The sequence below is a fragment of the Chitinivibrionales bacterium genome (genome assembly GCA_035516255.1).
Lineage (GTDB): Bacteria > Fibrobacterota > Chitinivibrionia > Chitinivibrionales > FEN-1185 > FEN-1185.
Genome location: DATJAL010000031.1, coordinates 44267 through 65463 on the forward strand (window position 1 = coordinate 44267; position 21197 = coordinate 65463).

23 protein-coding genes are annotated in these 21197 nt (G+C 55.8%); 14 read left to right on the forward strand and 9 right to left on the reverse strand.

What is annotated here, in order from left to right:
- Positions 1–243 precede the first annotated feature (243 nt).
- Both VLX68_09435 and VLX68_09440 read left to right on the forward strand, forming a co-directional pair.
- Positions 244–1098: a hypothetical protein gene (locus VLX68_09435; protein HUI92454.1), complete on the forward strand. Its 855-nt coding sequence runs from the start codon at positions 244–246 to the stop codon at positions 1096–1098.
- Complete coding sequence (locus tag VLX68_09440; protein ID HUI92455.1) at positions 1095–2594, forward strand: ATP-binding cassette domain-containing protein; 1500 nt, start codon at positions 1095–1097, stop codon at positions 2592–2594. The genes VLX68_09435 and VLX68_09440 overlap by 4 nt, the downstream gene beginning before the upstream one ends.
- Positions 2595–3135: 541 nt before the next feature.
- Here the strand turns inward: VLX68_09440 and VLX68_09445 are convergent.
- Positions 3136–3624, reverse strand: coding sequence for a DUF4389 domain-containing protein (locus VLX68_09445; protein ID HUI92456.1), 489 nt, complete (start codon positions 3622–3624; stop codon positions 3136–3138).
- Positions 3625–4116: 492 nt separating this feature from the next.
- Between VLX68_09445 and VLX68_09450 the strand changes: the two genes are divergently transcribed.
- From VLX68_09450 to VLX68_09495, 10 genes are all read left to right on the forward strand, one after another.
- Entirely contained in the window at positions 4117–5067 is a 951-nt protein-coding gene (locus VLX68_09450; protein ID HUI92457.1) for a UbiA family prenyltransferase, read from the forward strand.
- 16 nt (positions 5068–5083) lie between these two features.
- Complete coding sequence (locus VLX68_09455; GenBank protein ID HUI92458.1) at positions 5084–6283, forward strand: NADH:flavin oxidoreductase; 1200 nt, start codon at positions 5084–5086, stop codon at positions 6281–6283.
- 22 nt (positions 6284–6305) lie between these two features.
- Positions 6306–6554: an acyl carrier protein gene (locus VLX68_09460; GenBank protein HUI92459.1), complete on the forward strand. Its 249-nt coding sequence runs from the start codon at positions 6306–6308 to the stop codon at positions 6552–6554.
- Entirely contained in the window at positions 6551–7735 is a 1185-nt protein-coding gene (locus VLX68_09465) for a pyridoxal phosphate-dependent aminotransferase family protein (GenBank protein ID HUI92460.1), read from the forward strand. Before VLX68_09460 ends, VLX68_09465 begins: the two co-directional genes overlap by 4 nt.
- Entirely contained in the window at positions 7732–8694 is a 963-nt protein-coding gene (locus VLX68_09470) for a diacylglycerol kinase family protein (GenBank protein HUI92461.1), read from the forward strand. The genes VLX68_09465 and VLX68_09470 overlap by 4 nt, the downstream gene beginning before the upstream one ends.
- Positions 8684–9724: a thiamine-phosphate kinase gene (locus VLX68_09475; protein ID HUI92462.1), complete on the forward strand. Its 1041-nt coding sequence runs from the start codon at positions 8684–8686 to the stop codon at positions 9722–9724. Before VLX68_09470 ends, VLX68_09475 begins: the two co-directional genes overlap by 11 nt.
- The gene (locus VLX68_09480; protein HUI92463.1) at positions 9714–10985 is read left to right on the forward strand and encodes a beta-ketoacyl-[acyl-carrier-protein] synthase family protein; all 1272 of its coding nucleotides are present in this window, start codon (positions 9714–9716) and stop codon (positions 10983–10985) included. The genes VLX68_09475 and VLX68_09480 overlap by 11 nt, the downstream gene beginning before the upstream one ends.
- A gap of 1 nt (position 10986) precedes the next feature.
- Positions 10987–12018 carry an NAD-dependent epimerase/dehydratase family protein gene (locus VLX68_09485; GenBank protein HUI92464.1) on the forward strand — a complete coding sequence of 344 codons (1032 nt, stop codon included), beginning with the start codon at positions 10987–10989 and terminating at the stop codon, positions 12016–12018.
- A 12-nt stretch (positions 12019–12030) separates the two neighbouring features.
- Positions 12031–13308, forward strand: coding sequence for a radical SAM protein (locus VLX68_09490; GenBank protein ID HUI92465.1), 1278 nt, complete (start codon positions 12031–12033; stop codon positions 13306–13308).
- 98 nt (positions 13309–13406) lie between these two features.
- The gene (locus VLX68_09495; GenBank protein ID HUI92466.1) at positions 13407–14474 is read left to right on the forward strand and encodes a hypothetical protein; all 1068 of its coding nucleotides are present in this window, start codon (positions 13407–13409) and stop codon (positions 14472–14474) included.
- 226 nt (positions 14475–14700) lie between these two features.
- Here VLX68_09495 and VLX68_09500 read toward each other — a convergent pair whose 3' ends face one another.
- Genes VLX68_09500 through VLX68_09510 form a run of 3 tightly spaced genes read right to left on the reverse strand, consistent with a single transcriptional unit; the run spans position 14701 to position 16153 of the window.
- The gene (locus tag VLX68_09500) at positions 14701–15216 is read right to left on the reverse strand and encodes a hypothetical protein (GenBank protein ID HUI92467.1); all 516 of its coding nucleotides are present in this window, start codon (positions 15214–15216) and stop codon (positions 14701–14703) included.
- A 19-nt stretch (positions 15217–15235) separates the two neighbouring features.
- Positions 15236–15628: an SRPBCC domain-containing protein gene (locus VLX68_09505; GenBank protein HUI92468.1), complete on the reverse strand. Its 393-nt coding sequence runs from the start codon at positions 15626–15628 to the stop codon at positions 15236–15238.
- A 12-nt stretch (positions 15629–15640) separates the two neighbouring features.
- Positions 15641–16153, reverse strand: coding sequence for a CAP domain-containing protein (locus tag VLX68_09510; protein HUI92469.1), 513 nt, complete (start codon positions 16151–16153; stop codon positions 15641–15643).
- 210 nt (positions 16154–16363) lie between these two features.
- Here VLX68_09510 and VLX68_09515 point away from each other — a divergent pair, with 210 nt between their 5' ends.
- Complete coding sequence (locus tag VLX68_09515; GenBank protein ID HUI92470.1) at positions 16364–16990, forward strand: sigma-70 family RNA polymerase sigma factor; 627 nt, start codon at positions 16364–16366, stop codon at positions 16988–16990.
- The gene (locus VLX68_09520; protein ID HUI92471.1) at positions 16987–18252 is read left to right on the forward strand and encodes a hypothetical protein; all 1266 of its coding nucleotides are present in this window, start codon (positions 16987–16989) and stop codon (positions 18250–18252) included. The genes VLX68_09515 and VLX68_09520 overlap by 4 nt, the downstream gene beginning before the upstream one ends.
- Positions 18253–18377: 125 nt before the next feature.
- Here VLX68_09520 and VLX68_09525 read toward each other — a convergent pair whose 3' ends face one another.
- The 5 genes from VLX68_09525 to VLX68_09545 all read right to left on the reverse strand — a co-directional run bounded on the left by VLX68_09525 (position 18378) and on the right by VLX68_09545 (position 21194).
- Positions 18378–18743: a cupin domain-containing protein gene (locus VLX68_09525; GenBank protein ID HUI92472.1), complete on the reverse strand. Its 366-nt coding sequence runs from the start codon at positions 18741–18743 to the stop codon at positions 18378–18380.
- Positions 18744–18847: 104 nt separating this feature from the next.
- Positions 18848–19270, reverse strand: a complete 423-nt coding sequence (locus tag VLX68_09530; GenBank protein ID HUI92473.1) for a hypothetical protein — start codon at positions 19268–19270, stop codon at positions 18848–18850.
- Between the two features lie 165 nt (positions 19271–19435).
- Entirely contained in the window at positions 19436–20161 is a 726-nt protein-coding gene (locus VLX68_09535) for a hypothetical protein (protein ID HUI92474.1), read from the reverse strand.
- Between the two features lie 31 nt (positions 20162–20192).
- Positions 20193–20624 (reverse strand): PEGA domain-containing protein, encoded by a 432-nt coding sequence (locus tag VLX68_09540; protein ID HUI92475.1) that lies wholly within the window; start codon positions 20622–20624, stop codon positions 20193–20195.
- Between the two features lie 60 nt (positions 20625–20684).
- Positions 20685–21194, reverse strand: a complete 510-nt coding sequence (locus VLX68_09545) for a nitroreductase family protein (protein HUI92476.1) — start codon at positions 21192–21194, stop codon at positions 20685–20687.
- Between the last annotated feature and the right edge of the window lie 3 nt (positions 21195–21197).

Consider the following 21197-nt stretch of genomic DNA (forward strand, 5'->3'; position numbering starts at 1 on the left):
AGGGAAAAACAGATAAAAGGTGGATCAAGGAAAAAGTAAATTGAATTGATACGGGCTACTAATCCGGAGTTTAAGGAATTAAAAGTTGTTGGATGAAAAAAAGGATCAATGAATGTCCATAAATAGATTGCTTCGCTTCGCTCGCAACGACACGCCACTTGTCATTGATTCTCAAAAAGGAGCTTGTAATTATTTTAAGGCTTTTTTAACCGGAAACCGTCAACTGCCAACAGTCAAACAATTATGATTAAGCAGTTATTGCTAAAGAAAGACCTCCGGTGGATCCTCATCTGGCTCCTCGGCATCATTGTCGCCGCAGTCTGGAACATTTTGTTTCTGAACAAACCCGCCCTGCGCCAGGTGACGGCCGGCTTTATCGACACCTTTGCCATCGCTCTGCTCGTGGTGGTGTTCACCTTGCTGCTGGCGTGGTGCGTGACGCTGGCGCTTCACTCCTTTGAAATGAGTAAAAACAAAGCGCCGTATCTGCTGCTCACGTTTCTCCTCAACCTGATCCGCTCGATCCCCCAGATCGTGGGCATCCTGTTCGGTTACGTGGCGGTGGGCGTGCTGATCCAGACCGGCGCCGTGCGGAGCCATGCCGTTATTTTCCCGCTGCTTGCCTTTTGCGTGAGCCTGTTTGTTTTCATTGAATTCGTTGATCTCATGCGCGAGCGCATCGCGCATTACCAGAAGCTCGATTTTTACAACGCGATGCGCGTATGCGGCATTTCCGAGGGACGCGTGATCAATTTCGACATCCTCTGGAAAAACAGCCGCATTCATATCCTCAACAAGCTCATCTCGGTATTCGGCGCCGCTATATTTTTGCAGTGCAGCGTCGACTTCATCATTTCCGTCGGGCTTTCAACCGACGTCAACGCGGTGACGCTGCCCGCCACCATGGGAAGCCTGCTTGCGAAAATAGACAGCAAGCAGGACATCCTCTCCATCGGGTACGCGCTCACGCACCCGGAATACATCGGCTCGCTGTTTTTCGAACACCTGTTCGGCATCACCGTGGCGTTCCTCATCGTTTTTTCTCTTATGTCAATATACCATATCGCCAACGGCTACGCGGAAAGGCACCGCCTATGACGCTCGAGCGCTTTTCGGTGCGGGTGAAGGCGGGGCAGCGCACCGTCGTGTCCGCCGCGAACTACGGCGTGTTCCAGGACGAGGTAACCTTCCTGTTCGGCGAGTCGGGCATCGGCAAGTCCATGGTGTCGAAGGCCGTGTACGGCCTGCTCGATCCCGACGAACTTTCGGCGACGGTCAACGACAAGCCCTACACGGTGTACCTTGACGATGCGGAGGTGAAGGAGATAAAGAAGAACAGCTTTTTCGTGTTCCAGGAGCCGTCGTCGCACCTCAATTCCCTTTTAAAAATCTCGGACCAGCTCAACGAAGGCAGCCTGCGGCTTTCGAAGGACGAGGCCGCGATCATGGAAAGACTGTGGCAGGACGCGGACGTCGCCGCAATCCGCCGCATTCTCGACGTGTTTCCCAAGCCGTACCGGCCCAGCGGCGGCGAAAAGCAGCGTGTGCTTTTGGCGATGGCGTTCAAGAAAATCGACGTGCTCATGCGCACTACCGGCGCCGGCGGCAGGAGCTTCTTCGTGTTCGACGAGCCCACCGGGAGCCTTGACAACCGTTACCGGAACCTGTTCCTTGGATTGCTTTTTGAGAAATACGCAAAGCGCCCGTTCACGGTCATGATCATCACGCACGATTATTCCATCATCAGCGAGCTGTACGCGAACTACCGGCCGCTTCTTCCGCGGATCCATCTGCAGGAACTGCGCCGCAAGGAGGGCGCCGAGGTCGAGGTGGTCGATTTTTCCGCGCAGGATTACCTGAGCTGGCTCGGCGAGGCGCCGGCAGGCTCGTCGTTCGGTGTTTCGGAAACGCCCGTGCTCAATTTCGGCGCGCGCTTTACCGTGTTCGGCAGAAACCTGTGCCTGTACAAGGATCCGGCGCACACGAAGGAAGCCGATCTCGAAATCAACAAGGGTGAAATGGTGTATGTCAAGGCGCCGAGCGGCGTGGGCAAGACCACGCTCGCAAAGGTGATCATGGGGCTTTATCCTGCACAGAAATTCGGCATGACGCTCTGCGGCTTGCGTCTTACCGAAAAAACGCCGAAAAAAATATGGTCAGCTAAGATTTGGGGCAAAAAGGCGGGCATGGTGTTCCAGCATGCCGACGAATCGCTCAACCTGGCCGCGTCCGTGAAAGAGACCTTTGATGGTCTGCCGCTTTCCGAAAAACTTACCCTTGGGCGGCTTTCGCAGGTGCTTTCCGAGCTGTTCGACGGGAAAATCACCCAGGCGTTTCTTGCCAAAAAGGTGGCCATGCTCAGTGGCGGCCAGAAGCAGCGGCTGAACCTTCTGCGCACCATCGTGCTGGCCACCGACCTGCTCATCCTCGACGAGCCGCTCAACGGTCTCGATTTCCTCAGTGTCAAGAAGGTGCTCTCGATCCTCGACAAAAAACGGAGCGAAGGCACGGCCATGCTCATGATCTCCCACAACGAGGAGATATTCGACCACTTCGTTGACAAAGAGCATGTGTATTACCTGGCCGAAGTATAGTCTTTTATTTATTTGGGTGGGGGAAGCTTAGCCCGTCTCATAATTACTTACATAGTCATGGCGCCTGCCGGTCACGGCACCGGTTCTACCCCTTCGGGTACTTCTCCCTCGTCAGGGATTTCCAAGGGTCACAAGGGTCGTCCCTTCGGTCTCGCCTTCGGCTCGGACCGCCACGGCCCTTATGTGCCTGACGGCGAGGGCCGGGCAGCATCGCGCTCTGGCGACGGCCTCCGGTCGCCCCTGGCGCGGAGCATCCCCTTTTACTTTACAAACTCAACAAGCGACTTCCGTTGGGGATTCAGACACTGGTGATTAGCAACAAATATTAACGGCGAAGAAATCAGAATCGGGGTTAATCCTCATGCCCGGCGTTAGGTGGACCGAAGGGTGAGCGAGAGCGAATTGCCGGCCGACCCCGCCGCGAAGCGGTATCGGGCGGTCCGGCAACGAGGCGAATAGCCGAGCCCCTAGGGAGACCGACCCCACCTCGTATGAAAGAGCGAGGTGGGGGAACGCCAAACTTTATTTCAACGAAAAATTGTTATTCCGACAGGCTAAACGGCGGATATTCATCCGTTATCAGCAGAAACGTGTACGCGTTCACCCGTAACCCCCATCGCACCACACCCACCACGAATTTATGAATACCTGCCGGATACTTGCCTGTAAATAGTATCGCGAACCAGGTAATTATTGTCAGGAAAACCACGGCAATTCCTAAAAATATCAGGATGAAAAGGTGCGGGAGAGCGAGAAACCATTTCACCAACGGCATGCCCTGGGACAATTCTTTTGAGGCATCGGGATGGCGGAGTTCTACCATGACTGATTGGTCCTCTTCAATAGCCGGATATTCATCGCGCAGGAGCAAAATGTAAGCGCCGACCCTCATCGAAAATTTTGTCAAGGCATAATTCCAGTCGAACCACCAGCGCGGGTATTTTTTCCTGAACAGAATCATGAGCAGGGTCGGCAGAAACAGTATGCCCGGAGCCGCCCATATCACCTTCTCTGTATGAATGCCCGACATGAGAGACAGAATGATAATGATGGGGATGGCGCAAAAATATCCTGAAAAAGGCGGTCAAGCGGCCCGACCGGGAAGGGCAAGGGATTGAGAGCTTGGCATAGGGGAATGATCCGGAAACAGGCTTGGTATCCATGACATATTTTCTTTCTTTCGAAATGATGTTTGATAGGAAGATAGTCTGCGGAATGTGTTCGCGTCCATCTTTTTCAGCCGCGTTCTCCACGTGCCCCAAGGTCGAAATGTTTATCTGCCGCAAAGTTGACTAAAAGATAAACAAGCCGTATATTCTCAGTCAGATCCGGCCTCCACTAGAACAGGCGCAAAAATGATATTGGTGAAATATCTTGCGTAAAATCGCAACTTTCGTGGATTCTTGCTGTTTTGCCATCATACGCGATATCAAGGTCTTAGCGTATATCCAATAAATCGGTATGGATTTTGATAACTGGCTTCTACAGTATGATTACCTTTATAAGAGCATATATAAAATCCATGAGATTGTATTACTCGTTCGTGACCGGCATGGCCGGATGGCTGGGTGTTTCATATTATGAATACCTTTCCACAAATCCCATTGAACGGACGATCGAAACGGCTCCTGCACCTGAAAAGAAAATAATCATTCTCGTCCTTCTGTTTCTCAGTTGGGGCGTCAACCAGATCATAAATGATTTTCTTGGATTAAAAGAGGACCGCATCAATGCACCTCACCGGCCCATGGTGACCGGCGAATTGAATCCCTATGGCGCACTTCTCCTCTCCATCGCACTCATCCTCGTTTCCGCAGCGGTCACCTGGTTCTATCTCGAGCCGTTTGCAATAGTATTTCTTTTCGCTGGCGTATTGCTCAACATCCTTTATGAATTCGCAAAAGGCAAGGGTATTCTCGGGAACATCGTTTTCGGGTTCATGATCACCATGGCCCCGCTTTTTGGCGGTTATGCTTCGGGTCCGACGGCATCAACGGTTCTGATGCCCCATCGGGTGTCGGTGCTCATTATGGTATGGGTGATGAACGCCCTCATGACCTATTACACGTATTTCAAGGATTACAAAGGCGACATGGCAGCGGGCAAGTTGACGCTCGTGGTCTCATTCGGTCTCCGGAAATCGCGCTGGATTTCGATTTTTTCCGCGTTTCTGCCAACGTTGATTTTTGCAGCGCTCAGGATTTCGGGGATTTACCGCACACCGCTGAACACTACGTTCATTTCGCTTGGTCTTCTGACTGTTTTTCTTCAGATTTGGACCGGCGTGCTCTATTACCGTTTTCCAAGCGGGCCCGGAGCATATAATTCTTTGATCACGAATTTTCGGGCCTGTACCTGCGGCCAGGCCGCGCTCATCGGCATATTCAATCCCGACCTCGCCCTGTGGCTTTTTATTTTTTCCTATGTTTTTGTCGGGTTTCTTTTTGATTTCCACCGCGACCATCAGCAGTGACAGAGGGAGAATCCCCGTGAGGCTTTTCGAAAATGCAGGTATCGGCGCGGTAACGCTTGAAAACCGGATCATCCGCTCGGCGACCTTTGAGGGAATGTGCGATGCGCAGGGGGCGCCCACGGACCGGTATGTAAATTTTTACGCGTCTCTTGCGAAGCATCACATCGGAGGAATCGTCACCGGATTTGCCTTTGTCAACAAAGACGGCAGGGCAATGCAGCCGGGCCAGGCCGGAATCGACGGCAACGACAAGATCCCCCGGTTCGCCGAGTTGACGAAAAACGTCCACCGGCATGGCGGCATCGTTTTTTTGCAGATCGCTCACGCTGGCAGGCAGACGGTTCCATCTGCGACCGGCGGGAAGGTGTATGGCCCGAGTGCAAAGAAGTCAGGATATTTTACTGTTAAACCGTCGCGGCTTTCCCTTTTGCAGGCGGAATCAATTATCAATGATTTCGGCCGCGCCGCTCAAAGGGGACGTGAGGCGGGGTTTGACGGCGTTCAGGTGCATGCCGCGCACGGTTATCTCATCCATCAATTCCTTAATCCGGCGGTCAATGACCGCAGCGACGCATACGGCATTGACCCGCACAGCGGCATCGGCACGGAGTTCCTTGGCCGTGTCCTGCAATGCATTCGCGCCTCATGCGGCAGCGACTATCCCGTTCTTGTTAAAATAAGCGCAGGCGACGAATACCACCGCGGAATGAAGAGGCCTGAATTCGTCAACCTGATCCGGTTCCTTGATGCGCAAAAAGTGGACGCCGTCGAAATAAGCTGGGGCACCATGGATCGGCCGCTGAATATTTTCAGGGGCGCTACGGTCCCGGTTCAGGCCATACTTGATTACAATCCGGTATACCACCAGCATAACGGACTCCTGCGTATGGCATGGAAAATCGTTGCACTACCGGTTCTCAAGAAATCTTTGAAACCGTTCACGCCTACCTACAACCTACCCTTTGCACGGCTTGCCAGGGAACACACGAAAGTTCCCCTGATCTGTGTAGGCGGTTTCAGGTCGGGTACGGAAGCAACCGGAGCTGTTGAAAACGACGATATCGATTTCGTGAGCCTGTGCCGGCCCTTTTTACGGGAACCGTCCCTCGTTTTAAAGTGGCGGCAGAACAGGGACTATCGATCGGGCTGCATAAACTGCAATCGCTGCGCGGTCATGTGCGATTCGGGGCAGCCGACGCGCTGTTATGCGCAATGAACACTGAACCAAGGAGACGACAATGGACATCGAGGTGAAAGTTTTAGATCTCGTCCGTTCAAACATTGAGAAAAAAGGCGCGGTCACCCTGCAGAGCGACCTGCGCAAGGACCTTGAGGTGGACTCGTTCGGCACCATCATGATCGTCAACGCAGTCGAGGACGCGTTCGGCATCACGGTGGAAGAGACCGATATCAAAAGCATGGAAAAGGTTTCCGACATCGTGGAACTGCTTTCGAAAAAGTACCATGTTTCGGGGAAACAGCCATGAAACCTTCGACCCTTTATCAATCACTGAAAACGGACCTGTCCCTTGCCGTCCGCGCCGGTTTTAATCCTTACTACCAGAAATTGGAACGGGGAGGTGCGGGAAGGCTGAAGGCGGACCGCGCGCCGCTTTTCGATCTGGCGTCGAACGACTATCTCGGTCTGGCGGCCGACCCGCGCGTCAAGGCCGCGATGGCGGAGGCGGTGAACCGCTGCGGAGCATCGTTCTGCGGCACGCCGATCGCGGCGGGCTATGCCGGAATTCTGGCGGAGCTTGAGGCGGGCATCGCGGCCATTACGGGCCTCGAGTCGGCGGTGGCCTTTCCCTCCTGCTATCAGGCGAACAACTCGCTGTTCAGTTCCATCGCCGGCGCGGGAGACGCGGTCATCGTCGACCACTACGCGCACGCGTCGCTGATCCAGGGCATACGGGCAAGCGGCGCATGTGTCAAGCCATTTTTGCACAACAACACGGATCACCTTGAAAAGCAACTTGCCGCCTCCCGGAGCTTCAGAAGGGTTTTTGTTGCGACCGAGTCGGTGTTTTCCACCGAAGGGAGCATCGCGCCGTTTGATGTCATCAACGACCTGTGCGGACGCTATGATGCGACGGCAGTCATCGATGATTCCCACGGTATCGGCGTCATCGGAAAGAACGGCCGCGGCATCCTCGAGCACGCGGGCATCAGCGGTTTCGAGGGAATCTATACCGCGTCGCTCGGCAAGGCTCTCGCCGGCACCGGGGGCGTGATTGCGGGCAGGGAGGCGCTCACCGGATATCTCCGCTATAACTGTTCAGGACTCATTTATTCAACAGCATTGGTGCCGTCGGCCGCGGCCAGCGTGCTCGCATCAATGAAGATCATTTCGGATGAGTTCGCGGTCCGCGGGAAGAAAATGTGGGACAATCACGCTCTTCTAAAAGCGCAGTTGACAGATGCGGGATTTGCGTTGGCCGGCGGCGAAGCGCCCATAGCAGCGGTTATGTGCGGTTCCTCCGAACGCACCATTTTGCTGGCCAAGCTGTTTTTCGAGAACGGGATATTCTCAACGCCCTTCATTCCGCCTTCCGTGCCCCCGGAGCAAGGCGTGCTGAGGCTCATCATCGGCGCAAAGGTGGATGAGGCTGACGCGCGCGAATTAGAGCGGCGCGTCGCCGCGATAGGATGCGAGGCCAAACGATGAAACACTTTTTCGTGATCAATCCCATGTCCCGCAACGGCCGCAGCGGCGCGTTGACCGGCAAGCTGCTGTCTCTTGCCAAACAGGAAGGCATTTCCCTTGACTACGAGATGACAACCTCGCTCGAACATGCCTTTGCGCTCTCGAAACGCGCCAACGAAGAACGGTACGATGTCGTCGTGGCCGTGGGCGGCGACGGAACAATCAACCGGGTGCTGAACGGTTTTTTCAACGCCGATGGACAGAGGATTTCCTGCGCCAGGATGGGAGTGATTCACACGGGCACCAGCCCCGATTTCTGCAAGAGCTACGGCATTCCACGGTCGCTTGAGGGCGCCCTTCACGCCGTTGCGGCCGGGACAACCATTCCGGTGCGGGTGGGCAGGATCGCTTGCACTGCGCCGCAGGGTTCGCAGACGGAAAGCACGGCCACACCGCCGCAGTTCTTCGGTTGCTGCGCGAACATAGGGCTCGGAGCCGCCCTCGCCCGCGCCGCGAACAGCGGCATACGGCGGTATGCCGGTGATTTCGCCGGAACCTTTCTTTCCCTGATGAACCTGTTGCGCAGGTACCGGCCCGGCACGGTTTCTCTCAATATCGACGGAAACCGTCGCACCCTCACCGGCGTGTATGACATCGCGGTGGGCAGAACGCGCTACATCGCTTCGGGGATCCAGGTGCGGAACGCGCCCGCGCCGCTCGACGCAACGTTCTATGTTCTCACGGTAAAAAAGCTGTCGCCCCTGAACATTGCCGCGGTGCTCGGACTGATTTACGGGGGCAAGGAAATTCCCGCGGGCCGCGATTATATTTCGCTGGAGTACGGCGCGCGCATCTGGATTTCCGGAGGCTCAGGCCTTGAGGTCGAGTTTGACGGCGACCCGGCGGGCGTTTGCCCATGCGTCATTTCGGCGTCAACCGACCCTCTTGAACTGATCATTGGAGACGGCCATGCCCGGTGAAAAAGAGATCATCAACATACTGGATGCTGTTCTTCCACAGGGGCGCTTGAACCGGTGCAATGAATCCGACTGCGAAATCATATCGCTGTGCGGGCAGAAGTTTCTTTTCACCACGGACGAATTTTCCGAGGAGGACAGGTTTTGCGAACAGGATCCCCGGCTGCTCGGCTGGAACATCGCCGCCGGCGCCCTGAGCGACGTGTATGCGTGCGGCGGCACGCCGCACTACTATGCCCATTCGTTGACAGTTGCGAAAACATGGGACGGGAAGTTCATCGAGGAGTTCGGCAGGGGGGTGGCCGATGCGCTCGGTGAATCGGGCGCGCGGTTCATGGGGGGGGATTGCGGGCAGGCGCAGGAATGGCGGTGCTGCGTCTCCATCATCGGGTCGTGCGACGGCGAGCCGATCACCCGCATGGGCGCGCGGCCTGGCGACCGTATTTATTTGAGCGGGCGTGTCGGCGCGGGAAATGTGCAGGCCGCGCTTGGCATGTCGCCGTTTGGAAAAAGGGGCGTTCCCGGATTGCCCGGCATCAGGTTCAGGCTCCGCGCCAGGGAATCGGCGCTGGTGAAGCGGAATGCATCCTCCTGCATTGACACAAGCGACGGCGTCTGGAAGTCGCTCACCATTATCGCCGACCTCAACCGGTGCGGTTACGCCGTGGATTCGCTGCCGTACCACCGCGCCGGCGTCCTGCTCGCCAAGGCAGTGGCCATGCCGGCAATAATGCTTTTTTTCGCCGAATGCGGGGAGTATGAACTACTCTGCACCATTCCGGAAAAGTCCGAGCGTGATTTTCTCAGGGAAGCGGGGGAAAAGGGCCTGCGCTTTTTCCGTATCGGAACCGTCACCGAAAACCTCAGGACAATCGCCGATGGAAAGAACACGCTCGAGGTGGGCGATCTGCACATCGAGGCCCGCGGCTTCGAATCGACCCGGGAATATCTTACGGCCTTGACCGGCTGGATCAAACGGCAACGCTCGCGGGAAACGGAGTCCTTAAGCGGGGGAGCGCATCATGCCGCGTAGGGTCGTCATCACCGGCATGGGGCCGGTCACGAGCATCGGCATCGGCAAGGACGCGTTCTGGCGCTCGCTGTTGCGCAAGGGGATCGTTGTTTCGCCGGTGCCCGAAGCGTTTGAGCGCACCTGTCAACTTCACTCGCGCTGGTACGCGCCCCTGCCTGCCGTCTCCCTCGGGGATTACGGCATGGATTTTCATTTCGCAAGCGCCATGCAGCCCGAGGACCGGATGGCGGTCGCGGGCGCAAAGCTGGCGCTTGACGACGCGGGATTTCCCCTTGAGCGCACCGGCGCCGGGCTTGCGGTGAAGGACCTCGGTTCCTGCAGCGTGCTCATCGGCACCGGGCTGAGCGGCCTTCAGAGCGCGTTCGAATCGTACCTCGCGCACCGCCTGCCGCAGGAACTGCTCGACCGGCTCGCGGTGCAGAAAAGGATAAAGTTCAACCGGATGGTCATCCCGGCAACCATGCCCAATTCGCCCGCGGCATGGGTCTCCATCTGCTTCGGCGTGCACGGCCAGAGCGCGACCATCAACGCCTCGTGCGCGTCGGGAACCTGCGCCGTGGGCGAGGCGTTCCGCCGGATACGCGACGGGTACGACGACACGGTCCTGTGCGGCGGCGTTGAGAACCTGAGGGACGAAAGCGGCGCGATCATGCGCGGGTTCGACATACTCGGCACATTGACAAAAAGTAAAGACGGCCCGCCGCGCCCGTTTTCAAAAAACAGGAGCGGCTTTCTTTTTGCCGAGGGCGCCGCCTGCCTGCTGGTGATGGAGGCGCTCGAGCGCGCGCGGTCGCGCAAGGCGCGCGTCTATGCCGAGGTGCTCGATTACCGCGCGTGCAGCGACGCGGCGAACATCGTCCAGATAGAAAAGGAGGGGCGGCAGATAGCGCGGATGCTCGCGGAAATTTCCAGGGGCAGGCACATCGACTACCTTAACGCCCACGGCACCGGCACCGAGCCCAACGACGACGTGGAGGCGCGGGCCGTTGCGTCCGTGTTCGGCGCCCGCGCTGAACAGCCGCTTGTCAATTCGACCAAGGGCATTCTCGGCCACACGCTGGGCGCGAGCGGCGCCCTGGAAGCCGCGGTGACCGCGCTTTCCCTGACGCAGGGCGTTGTGCACGGCAACCTCACCGACGACCCCGTGGAAGGCCTGAATCTGCCGCTTGAACCGGTCACCCGCCCGATACGGACGGCGCTGACCGTTTCCTACGGATTCGGCGGCCATAATGCGGCGCTGCTCCTGGGAAAGGTGCCTTGACATGGAAAAAGTCCTGATCACCGGTGCTACCGGTCTTATCGGCAGCCATGTCGCCGAAGCGTTGTGCGACTGCGGGTATTCCTGCATCGCGTTCGTCCGCGCGCCTTCGCGGCTGCCCGAGGAACTTGGCGGGCGCGTGGAGACCAGAATTGGGGACATCCGCGACCTTGACGCGTTCACCGCCGCGGCCCGAGGCTGTTCCTCGATCGTCCATGCCGCGGGAATGGCCGCCGACTGGGGCGACAAGGCCGATTTTCTCAACATCAATGTGCGGGGCACCCTCAACGCGCTCGAGGCCGCCCGCACAAACGGCTGCGCCCACGTCATTGTCACTGGATCGATTTCGTCCTACGGCGAGGAGGACTGCGCGTTTGTCAAGGATGAAACATCCCCCTTTAATCCGCATTACCGTTATTTCCTCGACCGGCTGTTCCCCTGTAAATTAAACTGGTACCGTGACTCGAAGGCCGAAACCACACGGCAGGCCATGGCGTTTTCGGCGCGCCACGGCATCAACTGCACGATCCTGGAACCCGCGTGGGTATACGGGGAGCGCGAATTCAATTCGGGCTTTTTCAGTTATGTCAAATCCGTCCAGCAGGGCCTCGGCTTCCTGCCCGGATCAAAACGGAACACCTTTCATGCCGTTTACGCGCGCGACTGCGCGAAAGCGTACGCGCTCGCGCTGCGGAAAAAACCGAAAGGCGTGGAGCGGATCATCATCGGCAATCCCCGGCCCCAGCCCATGCATGAGCTATTCGGGCTTTTCTGCGCCGAGGCCGGGCTCAAACCGCCCCGCCTGCTGCCGAAGTGGGTGGCGTATCCGCCGGCTTTTGCGCTGGAGGCGGCATGCACGCTTTTCCGGAGCAAAAAACCGCCGCTTCTTTCCCGGGGCAGGGTAAACATGTTTTACGATTCGATTGGCTATTCCACGGAAAAGGCCCGCGCGCTTCTCGGCTTTACCTGCGACTACACGCTCGGCCAGGGCATCCGCAACGCCGTGCAATGGTACCGCAAAAAAGGATACTTATAAATCGGAGGACGCATGAAAAGAATACAAAACGTCACCGGCCTTGGCCGTTCGGTTTTTCTGCTGCGGCTCGAGCTCGCGGTATTTTTCCATTTTCTGCCTTCTCTTGTCACCGGCCGCATCTCGTTGCCCCGGTTCGCGGCTTTTTTAAAACGGCTGCTGTTTTTTCTCTCCAGGCTGCGGCACAACAAGTTCGCGCGCATCGGCAATGCCGCGAGAATAGACCTGTATGTGCCGGGATTTCCTTCGCGCGCCTTTTACACGGCATGCGAGAAGTTTTCGGTGTTCGGGACAAAACTGCCCTGCGCCACCGTGCTTGTCTCGGTCACCTCGGCATGCCGGTATGCGTGTCCGCATTGCTACCAGCGCCGCGACAAGGGAGCGGACATGCCTCTCCCGGCGCTGGTGGGCGTCGTGCGGCGGCTCCAGGACATGGGCGTCGCCTTTTTCAACGTCGAGGGCGGCGAGCCGTTTCTTGTGTACGACCGCCTGAAAAGCGTTTGCGCCGCAATTGACGCGCGCTCGGAGGTATGGGTGAATTCCACGGGCGACGGCATGACCCTTGACCGGTTGAAGGAGTTGAAGGGCCTCAACCTGACCGCCATCATGTTTTCCCTGCACACCGCGCAGCCGGAAAAGCTCAACCGGTTCATGGGGTCGGCAAGCGCGTGGGAAAATCTTGAACGCGGGGTATCCCTGTGCCACGAGGCCGGCGTTCCGGTGACGTTCAACGCCTGCATCCCCAGGGAGGACTTTTTTAACGGCGAGTTCGAGAAGATAATGGAGAAGGCAAGGGAGTGGAACTCCGGCCTGATCCAATTGATAAAACCGAAGCCGGCAGGCGCGCGCATGGAACAGGGCGTGGAAACCATCCTGCCGGACGATAGGGAGGCAATCAGGCGGAAAATCCACCGTTACAACCACGACGCCGCGTACCGATCATACCCGTCAATTTCCGCGCAGATTCTCGAGGAGGCGCCGGAGGTGTTCGGCTGCACCGCCGGGGGGACCGACCGGTTTTACCTCAACGCAAAAGGCGACGTGCAGCCGTGCGAGTTCCTTAACATTTCCTTCGGCAACGTCACCCGGGAGGATTTTTCTTCAATTTACAAGCGCATGCGCGCCTGTTTTGAAAAACCCGGCCAAACCTGGCTCTGCGAGGCCTATTCGGCAAAAATTAGGGAAGTGGCCGGTGAAACCGGCGTGCTGCCGCTCGGGACCGAAGAATCGGAAAAAATCTATATAAACTGGGAGAGGGGCAAGGCAACGGAGCTGTATAAGGTCCTGGAATAATAACACAACAATGGCGTGGAACCCGAGGAAAAAATATTTTCTTATGGTAATAGAAGTTCTTCATCGCCCGAGAAACAAATTTCTTAAAGACCGTTTTTATGAAAAAGCCCGTCATCTTGTTTTGCATCCTCTGTCTTATTTCCTGTTTGTTAAGCAATTGCGGCAAGACCATCAGCCCGACAGAGGGCAAGCACCGTTCCCAGGACATCCCCGCGAACGTCGTCGCCTCGGACACGCTCACGAGCGGCGTGGTGCAGATCACCTGGGACAGCGTCGCGGGCGCGCGGGGCTATCTTGTGTTCCGCGCAAAGGGCATGTCCGATTCCTTTCTTCCTATTTCTCCGGAAGTGGCGGGCCGGCTTTATCTCGATTCCACCGCCGTGCCGGATACCGCGTACTTTTACCGGGTCTGCTCGGTGTTGAGCAGCGGAGATACCAGCCTGCCCAGCGCTCCGGACATGGGAGAGGCCCGTCTTGACACAACGACATACATTCCCGCTTTTTCCGCGTCCGACGGCGCCTATGCCGACCGCGTCGCGCTTTCGTGGAGAAGGCCTTTTGCGCACACCACGGTCATTGCCGCAAGCTCGGATTCCACCGGCACCGTCTGGACGCCGATATGCACCACGTCAACCGCCACCGGATGCAGCGATTCCCTCGTCACGCCGGGCCCGCACCGCTACCGGCTCGCGGTGATAAGCGATTCCGCCGCCGGCACCCTATACTATTATGACAACGGCTACCGGCTGGTCACGGACAAGGAGTTTTTCATCGAGATGAACAAGACCGTCAAGCATTCCGAGGCGAAGCTGACCAAACTCGGGTCGCTCGGCTCCGAACAGGTGCAGGGCGACACGACCGGCACGCTCACCTACAACGCGATGATGAAAGGGCTTTCCCTGGTGAACGTCACCATCGACTATGTTGACTACCGCGACTTTTACCTGACCCTCAACGGCAGGCAGGCCACGGCCATCACCAACGTGTTGAACCAGAGCGGCATCGTCACCGACACTGTGTATGTCACCGGCATTTACCCGGGCGCGGTGGTGTACAACATCAATGTCAGCAACGGCGCGCCCGTAAGCGGGACCTATACCGTGATCCAGCAGGGGAGGCCGCCGGGCGTGATCCAGTTTGCGGATGTAGAGCAGTATGTGTTATAAATGTTAGATTGATAAAATAGAAGAAAGAAAATTCAAGACATGGTAGGGGCTCTGCCCCCAAAACCCCGTAGGGAAAGGGCAAATGACATAATGGAAGGTGCGAAGCACCATTACCTTACCCTTGCGGAATGAAATGACAAAATGCTTATTATATCGCCCTCCAACCTCCCCCGGGAGGCTTTTTTTGGGGAACAGATTTTAACTCATTTACCGCACTGCACTTCCGTCAGTTCCTCGGGTGCACTGTCCTGATGTCAATAGGACACTTCTCAAAATCCGCAAGAATGTGGCTGAATCTCCACGTGTTCACTTTTTGCGTCGCCTCGTAATAGTTGTATTTGACAACCGGCAGGTTCTGCTTTAAAAAGAAATTGAGGCTGTCGTCGTTCAGCGAATCGAACGCGACGCGGTGAAACATGTAGGCGTTCAGCACGTATTGCCGGACCGCGATCACCGAATTCGGCGCGATGTCGATGGTTGTGCCGTAATGATCGTGGTCGTATTCGAAAAAGAGGGTGTGCTCGCCGGCCGGCACCACCGCTTCCGTTATTTTGTCCTTGAACGTCTTTCCGACCAGCAGGGAGTCAACGTAAAAGTCCACCGCTTCGTCGGAATTGCCCTCGTTTCTCACTATAATGAAAAGCGCCTCCTCCTTCTCGCGCGGAACGTTGGAGACCTCTTCAAGGCACCCGGCAATCAGCGTGACCGAAACGGCAATAAAACAAATTTTGATCAATCGCATGCTGCATCCCTTCGTGGTGTCATTTGGAAAAATATTCCCTCATCGGCTTGAAATAAAAATCCTGCCATCCCTGCCGGTAATCGGAGGATTGACCTTCGGGAATCCCGCTGTGGCCGAGCGTCAGCTTCGTGCCGTTTTTCGCTTTTTTAAGGGTGATTTCGACCAGCGAATCAGGGTCATCACCGGCGAATTCCGTTGTCCGCCAGCGCTGCACGATTTTCCTGTCCTTTGCCAGCTTGATGGTCCTGCCGCTTATATAGCCGTCCCATGCCGAAAATGTGCCGTTGACTTTGGCGGAAATCCTTGCGAGAGAGCCGGTGAATGCGGAATGTTCCCTGGATGAGAGCCACGCCTTGAACAAAGCGGCAGGGGAAACGGGAAAGACCGCGCTCACCGTGAAGGATTTTTTCATAAAAAGATCTTTCTATTGGTAGAAATTAAACACGGTCCATACGCTGCCCGACGGCGTCGTGTAAAATCCCACCGAAACTTTTGAGTATGCCGTGTTGGTCATGTTGATGTAATGTCCGTGCTGGGAATACGGCTGGCCCGGCCCCTCGTCCCACATTGCCTGCAGACATCCGCCGACGATCGACCCGGTGGAACCATAGCCGGGGCATTCGTTCTGCGCGCTTTCGCCGCACCGTCCAAAGGCGCCGTGCGCGACGCCGCTCTGGCTGTCGTCCCGCGCCTCGGTGTCGGAGCAGGAGTCCTTGTCGGACCAGTAGGTAAGCGGCCCGAGGCCGATGGTGGCGCGCAGGGAATTTATTTTGTCAACGCACTGCTGGCGGACCGCGGCGTAGGGGTCGGCGGTGTCCGTCGGCGTGGCTGGGGTGTAGTGGGTTGACGGAGTGGAACAGCGGACTAAGATGAACGGCAATGAAAATGACGCGATAATAGCGAGGTGGAGGAAAATAAGGCGAAGGATACTATTCATAGCAGCTCCGGTTAGGGATTCTGAAAAAACATCACATCCATTTATCTTTCACCTCTTTGTCCGTCCAAAATATAATTATACCATCCCGCAATTCAAAATCAGCCTGATTCATGATTTTTACCGTCCATATCCATCAGATTCTATTTTTTCGATATTCATCATTTAATTTATAGACATCCATGGAACCTCAACCCCCTATGCCTTGTCTAAATGAACAGAGCAGCAGGTGAACAGCCGGGCTTGCATCCCGCGCAGGACGAAGAGGACCTCAGGCTGGTCGAGAACGTCCGGCAGGGGGACAGGATCTCCTTTGACCGGCTCGTGCTCAAGTACCGCGACCGGATCGTGATGCTCTGTGTGCGGACGCTCGGCGATTTTCAGGAAGGGGAGGACGCGGCGCAGGAGACGTTTGTCAAGGCCTACCGGAGCATCGGCGGGTTCAGGGGAAGGGCGAGCTTCTCGACCTGGCTCTACCGGATCGCGGTGAACACCTGCCGCAACCAGGGCCAGTCGTGGTGGAACCGGGCGTGGCGCACCGCGCTGCATCTTGACAAACCGGCTGTTGACGGGGAGGGAAATGAGATGCAGACCGAGCTGGCCGGCGACGACCCGCCCGCCTCGGCGGAACTGGACCGGAAGAGAACGGGCGAGGCGATCCGGGCGGCGATAAAAAAGCTCCCTCTCATCCACCGCCAGCTCATCGTGCTGCGCGACATCGAGGGGAAGAGCTATGAGGAAATCGAGGGCATCACGGGTGTTCCGGCCGGAACGGTGAAGTCGCGCCTTGCGCGGGCGCGCGCCGCGCTGCAGAACGATCTGAAGGGGCTTTTGGCATGAACGACAGGGAAATAAGGGAATCACTCCACGATTACGCGCGCGGACTCCTCGGCGAAAAGGAGAGAAGGGAGGTCGAGCGGGCTCTCGCCGCGTCAGCATCCCTTAAAAAGGAGCTGGAGCGGGTGCGGGCGTACTACGGCGCTCTTGACGAAATGGAGCCTGTGCGCGCATCCAGGGATTTCCTGGAAAAAGTGCATGAGAAACTGCAGCATCGTACCGGCGCGGCCGGCCTTGTAGAAAAAATATTCTTTCCGCTTTATGTGAAAGTTCCTCTCGAGCTGCTGGGCGTCGCCGCGACCGTTTTGGTGGTGGTGTTTTTATATGTTCCCTATTTGACCCAGAAGCAGCAACAGGAAACCATGCGCCAGCAGGCGACCGAAGAAGACGTGCCCAAGCCCGCTGCGTCCGCGCCTGCGGAAACGCCACCGCCTGCGGCAATGGCGCAACAAGAGGAAAAGACGCGTGTTTCGCCTGCCAAAGCCCCTTCAGAACAATTCGCCGCTGCAAAGGCGAAACGGAGCACGAAACCGGAAACGCATGCGCAGGATTTTGCCGAGGCAATGCCGGAACAGGCGCCTTCCGTTGCCGTCGCCGGGAAGCAGTCCGCCGGGTTTGGCGGCTCCATGGCGGACAAATCATCAAGGGGATCCGCGGCGCCGCCGGCGCCTGCGGGCGCGCCGAAAGAACTTGCTTTGTCGGAAAAGGACGAAGCGAGAAAGGCCGCTCCCGAAGCGGCGGAAGGCGAAGCGAGGTCGGCCATGCCGTCCAGGACGGCGGGTCTTGAGGCGGAAAAAAGCAAAAGGGAGGAATTGAGTGCCAGGCCGTCCGGGGCTGGCGCCGCTATTGCAGAAAGTAATCCGCGGCAAGTTCGGGAAATCGTCGCTCAATACGCCTTTAACAGCGCCGGTGAAGCGCCGCAGCCTGCCCAATACGAAAAAATGAGAATGGCGGAAGCGAAAAAGTCCATCTCCGGTAATTACGCGGCCCCTGCCGCCGCGCCGGCTCCGGAAATGAAGGCGGACCGTTTAATGGCCAAAGAGGATCAGGAAGGATTCATCAACGCGGTTGCTTCGAAGTTTAATGCCGGTGTCCAGTCAAGGGATTCCGGTGACTTAAGGATTTATTCAATCACCATCCCATCACGATATGTGCCGTCGTTTCTTGATTCGCTCCGTGCAAAGGGTGCACTGACTATATCAGGATACGCCGCGGTGAAAGCAATTGCTGATAAGGTTACGGTTATCCTAAAGACTTCTCGATAAAAAAATCTTTTTTGCTTTTTCCTTGAAACCTCGCCCCAGCCCCTCTCCGAATCGGAGAGGGGAGAATAAATGAAATATCCTCTCCGCGAACGTAGGTTATTCCAATATTTTGTTGAAGGACTTTATTATATCCATTCCAATTCCGTATCCGTCAAACTGCCGCCCGCGTTTCCGGTGTTGAGCGTGCCCTTTGGCTCTATCAGCATAACGGTGCATTCCGTTTCGCAAACCGGTTTGTGCTCAACGCCCTTGGGCACCACGATCAGTTCGCCCTTGTTCAGGGGAAAAACAGCGTCGCGCAGCGCGAGCTTCATGCGGCCATCAACCACGAAGAAGAGCTCGTCGGTCTCTAGATGGCTGTGCCAGACAAAATCGCGCTTTGCCTTTACCATCTTGAATTGGTAATCGTTGAGCTCGGCAACAAGTTTGTATTTGTGAAGCTCGGTGATCTTGCGGGCTTTTTCTTCGAGATTGACAACGCGAATGTCCATGGTGTTGTATTCTTTTCTATCAATGGCACTGTCGAGGACGACAGTGGCACACGTTAAGAGGTCTTATATCCAGCCAAGTACCTAGCAGACTCTGTTTAAATGGATTATGCTGACAAAACTGGTCGTCGAGAATAATCCTTATCTGGCGAACTGCCAAATTCCTTATACCAGCGAATTTCTTGAGCCCATTTCTGCTTTTGGAGTATGTCATCGATAGCGAGTGCGAGTTGGGTAGCTTCCGGTTCTTTATATTGTGAAAATATTCTGGTTAGGAAGGTAGGAGCTTCCCGAAAATTAACTTCCCACCATTGTTCACCCGCATAATCAAAGCCAGCTGAAACAATATACCTGAAATTTCCAATCCTGCAGGGAAACTCGTGGTCGTATTCTGAATGTTCTATATCGCCAAGCTCATATTTCTGGTGTAACCCATCATGAAGCGCTTGGATAATAGCGGTATCCGGCGGTACACCAGCAGGAGGTTTTGGCAAATTAGTTAAGAGCCGCGCAAACCTAAAGGGTTTCAACTATTCCTCCTTTCATTTACTTTACTGTTCTATTACTGCATATAAAAAAAAATTGAAAAATACCCCCTTTCCAAGGGGGTTCGGTGGTTGTTATAAAAAGCATTTTCCTTGCCGGGTTTTAGGGGCGGCGAGCCCCTACCATGTCTTTTTTATTTACTTCCTGCATTATTTTTTGCTGCTTGCGCCTTTGTAAATCGGCACATGCTGCATCAAGGTGTATACCACATTCATGAGCAGGTTCTGCTGCTGCAGTTCGTCGGTAAACGGCTTGTACAGGTCAAAGCGGACCTTGAAGACGTCCTCCCATAGGATGGATTTTTTCTGCGACTTAAGCTTTACGTACAGGGTGATTCTCGCGCTTGCCTGTGTGGATTGAAGAGTGCTCGAGTCTTTCGAGGAGAGGCGCTGGTATTCCGGCCCGACATCATAAACTATGGTAACAAACCCGAGCGGCAGGGAGATCGCGTTCGCAATGACGTTGGCCGCGATGAGCTTGGGGGTGGGATCGCCGAATTCGTTCTCGATAGAATCGTTTATCCTTGCGTTCTGCCTATTGATGCTGTCGCGTACGTTGAAGAATTTGGTTTGCGATTCCGCTGTTGCAAGGGAATAATTGGCTATGGTTATTTCAAACAATAGGTCGGCTTTTCCGGTGTCGGGTGTCGTGGTGAATCTTTTATTGCAGTTTGCCTCGGATTGAATATTATTGCTCAGCCGTTTTAGCAGGGAATCCGCAACGGGCGCCTGCGAACTCTGCATAATCCCGATTTTCAACGAAACACTCGGTTTGGCGCCGTTTGCGGTGCGCAGAATGCGCCAGCTGTCGCTGCAACCGGATGTGCAGAGGAGGACTGCAACAATGATAATTGGAAACCATGTTGATTTTTTCATGCGATTTCCCGGAACTGGGTTTGTTAAATCGTTACCTCTTGTTTTTCTGTGTGAAAATCGATCTGTTGCGTCCGCTGGCGAGGGTTACCTCATCTTTCCATTCGTCGCTCCCATATTTGAAAACGAGCGTGTGGGTTCCCGGCTTGAAATACAGCAGGCTGACGTTCGTTTTCCCCACGTACTCGCTGTTTTCGTACACCTCGGCAACCGGAGGCAGGCTCGCGATGAAAACAGCGGCCGTCAATTGCATGGCTTCACTCTTTTCCCTCGGCTTTCCTATTTCCTGAAAATGTTTGGCAACATTGTTGAAATAGATTTCATTGTCCGCCGATGAATCCGGGATGTAATAGGTGACGGATTTGTCGCCCGATTGCTGCCGCGCAGACGAAAAACACCCGGAAAGGCCGACGATGCTTAGTGCCGTGATACACGCAATGCTGAACAGGATTTTAAGGGAATCCAACGCGACCGTCCTTTCTTAAAACTATTTGGCTGAAATATAAATGAAGATTGCAATAACATTTTACCATCCGTTCCAATGCACCTTTTTCTCATCATACCGTGATTCAGGTTCCTTTGTTTCCGCAGGCCACCCCACAGAAACCACGCAGAAAGGAAGCACACCATCAGGCATGTTCAGGAGATCACCAATATTTTTCATCCGTTCTTCGCGCGGGTAAACGCCCAGCCATACCGCGCCGAGGCCAAGGTCGTGCGCGGCGAGGAGCACGTTCTGCGTCGCGGCGGCGCAGTCCTGCACCCAGTAACCCTTGTGCTTTTCAACCGACAATTCTCCGCATACGATTATTGCGAGCGGCGCGTGTTTGAGCATTTTGCCGTGCGGGTGGATGTCCGCAACGGCGTCCAGCGTTTTTCGCTCATTGACAACCACGAACCGCCACGGCTGCTGGTTGCCCGCCGACGGCGCGTTCATGGCGGCGGAGAGAAGTTTCCGGATTATTTCTTTTGGAACCGGCCGGCCATCGTATTTACGGATGCTGCGGCGGGTGAGGAGGGAGGTGAAGGTGTCCACCAG

Excerpts from the sequence above, each read along its gene's own strand:
- VLX68_09435 (HUI92454.1), top strand. The coding sequence starts at position 244 with ATGATTAAGCAGTTATTGCTAAAGAAAGACCTCCGGTGGATCCTCATC.
- VLX68_09440 (HUI92455.1), top strand. The coding sequence starts at position 1,095 with ATGACGCTCGAGCGCTTTTCGGTGCGGGTGAAGGCGGGGCAGCGCACC.
- VLX68_09445 (HUI92456.1), bottom strand. The coding sequence starts at position 3,624 with ATGTCGGGCATTCATACAGAGAAGGTGATATGGGCGGCTCCGGGCATA.
- VLX68_09450 (HUI92457.1), top strand. The coding sequence starts at position 4,117 with ATGAGATTGTATTACTCGTTCGTGACCGGCATGGCCGGATGGCTGGGT.
- VLX68_09460 (HUI92459.1), top strand. The coding sequence starts at position 6,306 with ATGGACATCGAGGTGAAAGTTTTAGATCTCGTCCGTTCAAACATTGAG.
- VLX68_09465 (HUI92460.1), top strand. The coding sequence starts at position 6,551 with ATGAAACCTTCGACCCTTTATCAATCACTGAAAACGGACCTGTCCCTT.
- VLX68_09470 (HUI92461.1), top strand. The coding sequence starts at position 7,732 with ATGAAACACTTTTTCGTGATCAATCCCATGTCCCGCAACGGCCGCAGC.
- VLX68_09475 (HUI92462.1), top strand. The coding sequence starts at position 8,684 with ATGCCCGGTGAAAAAGAGATCATCAACATACTGGATGCTGTTCTTCCA.
- VLX68_09480 (HUI92463.1), top strand. The coding sequence starts at position 9,714 with ATGCCGCGTAGGGTCGTCATCACCGGCATGGGGCCGGTCACGAGCATC.
- VLX68_09485 (HUI92464.1), top strand. The coding sequence starts at position 10,987 with ATGGAAAAAGTCCTGATCACCGGTGCTACCGGTCTTATCGGCAGCCAT.
- VLX68_09490 (HUI92465.1), top strand. The coding sequence starts at position 12,031 with ATGAAAAGAATACAAAACGTCACCGGCCTTGGCCGTTCGGTTTTTCTG.
- VLX68_09495 (HUI92466.1), top strand. The coding sequence starts at position 13,407 with ATGAAAAAGCCCGTCATCTTGTTTTGCATCCTCTGTCTTATTTCCTGT.
- VLX68_09500 (HUI92467.1), bottom strand. The coding sequence starts at position 15,216 with ATGCGATTGATCAAAATTTGTTTTATTGCCGTTTCGGTCACGCTGATT.
- VLX68_09505 (HUI92468.1), bottom strand. The coding sequence starts at position 15,628 with ATGAAAAAATCCTTCACGGTGAGCGCGGTCTTTCCCGTTTCCCCTGCC.
- VLX68_09510 (HUI92469.1), bottom strand. The coding sequence starts at position 16,153 with ATGAATAGTATCCTTCGCCTTATTTTCCTCCACCTCGCTATTATCGCG.
- VLX68_09515 (HUI92470.1), top strand. The coding sequence starts at position 16,364 with ATGAACAGAGCAGCAGGTGAACAGCCGGGCTTGCATCCCGCGCAGGAC.
- VLX68_09520 (HUI92471.1), top strand. The coding sequence starts at position 16,987 with ATGAACGACAGGGAAATAAGGGAATCACTCCACGATTACGCGCGCGGA.
- VLX68_09525 (HUI92472.1), bottom strand. The coding sequence starts at position 18,743 with ATGGACATTCGCGTTGTCAATCTCGAAGAAAAAGCCCGCAAGATCACC.
- VLX68_09535 (HUI92474.1), bottom strand. The coding sequence starts at position 20,161 with ATGAAAAAATCAACATGGTTTCCAATTATCATTGTTGCAGTCCTCCTC.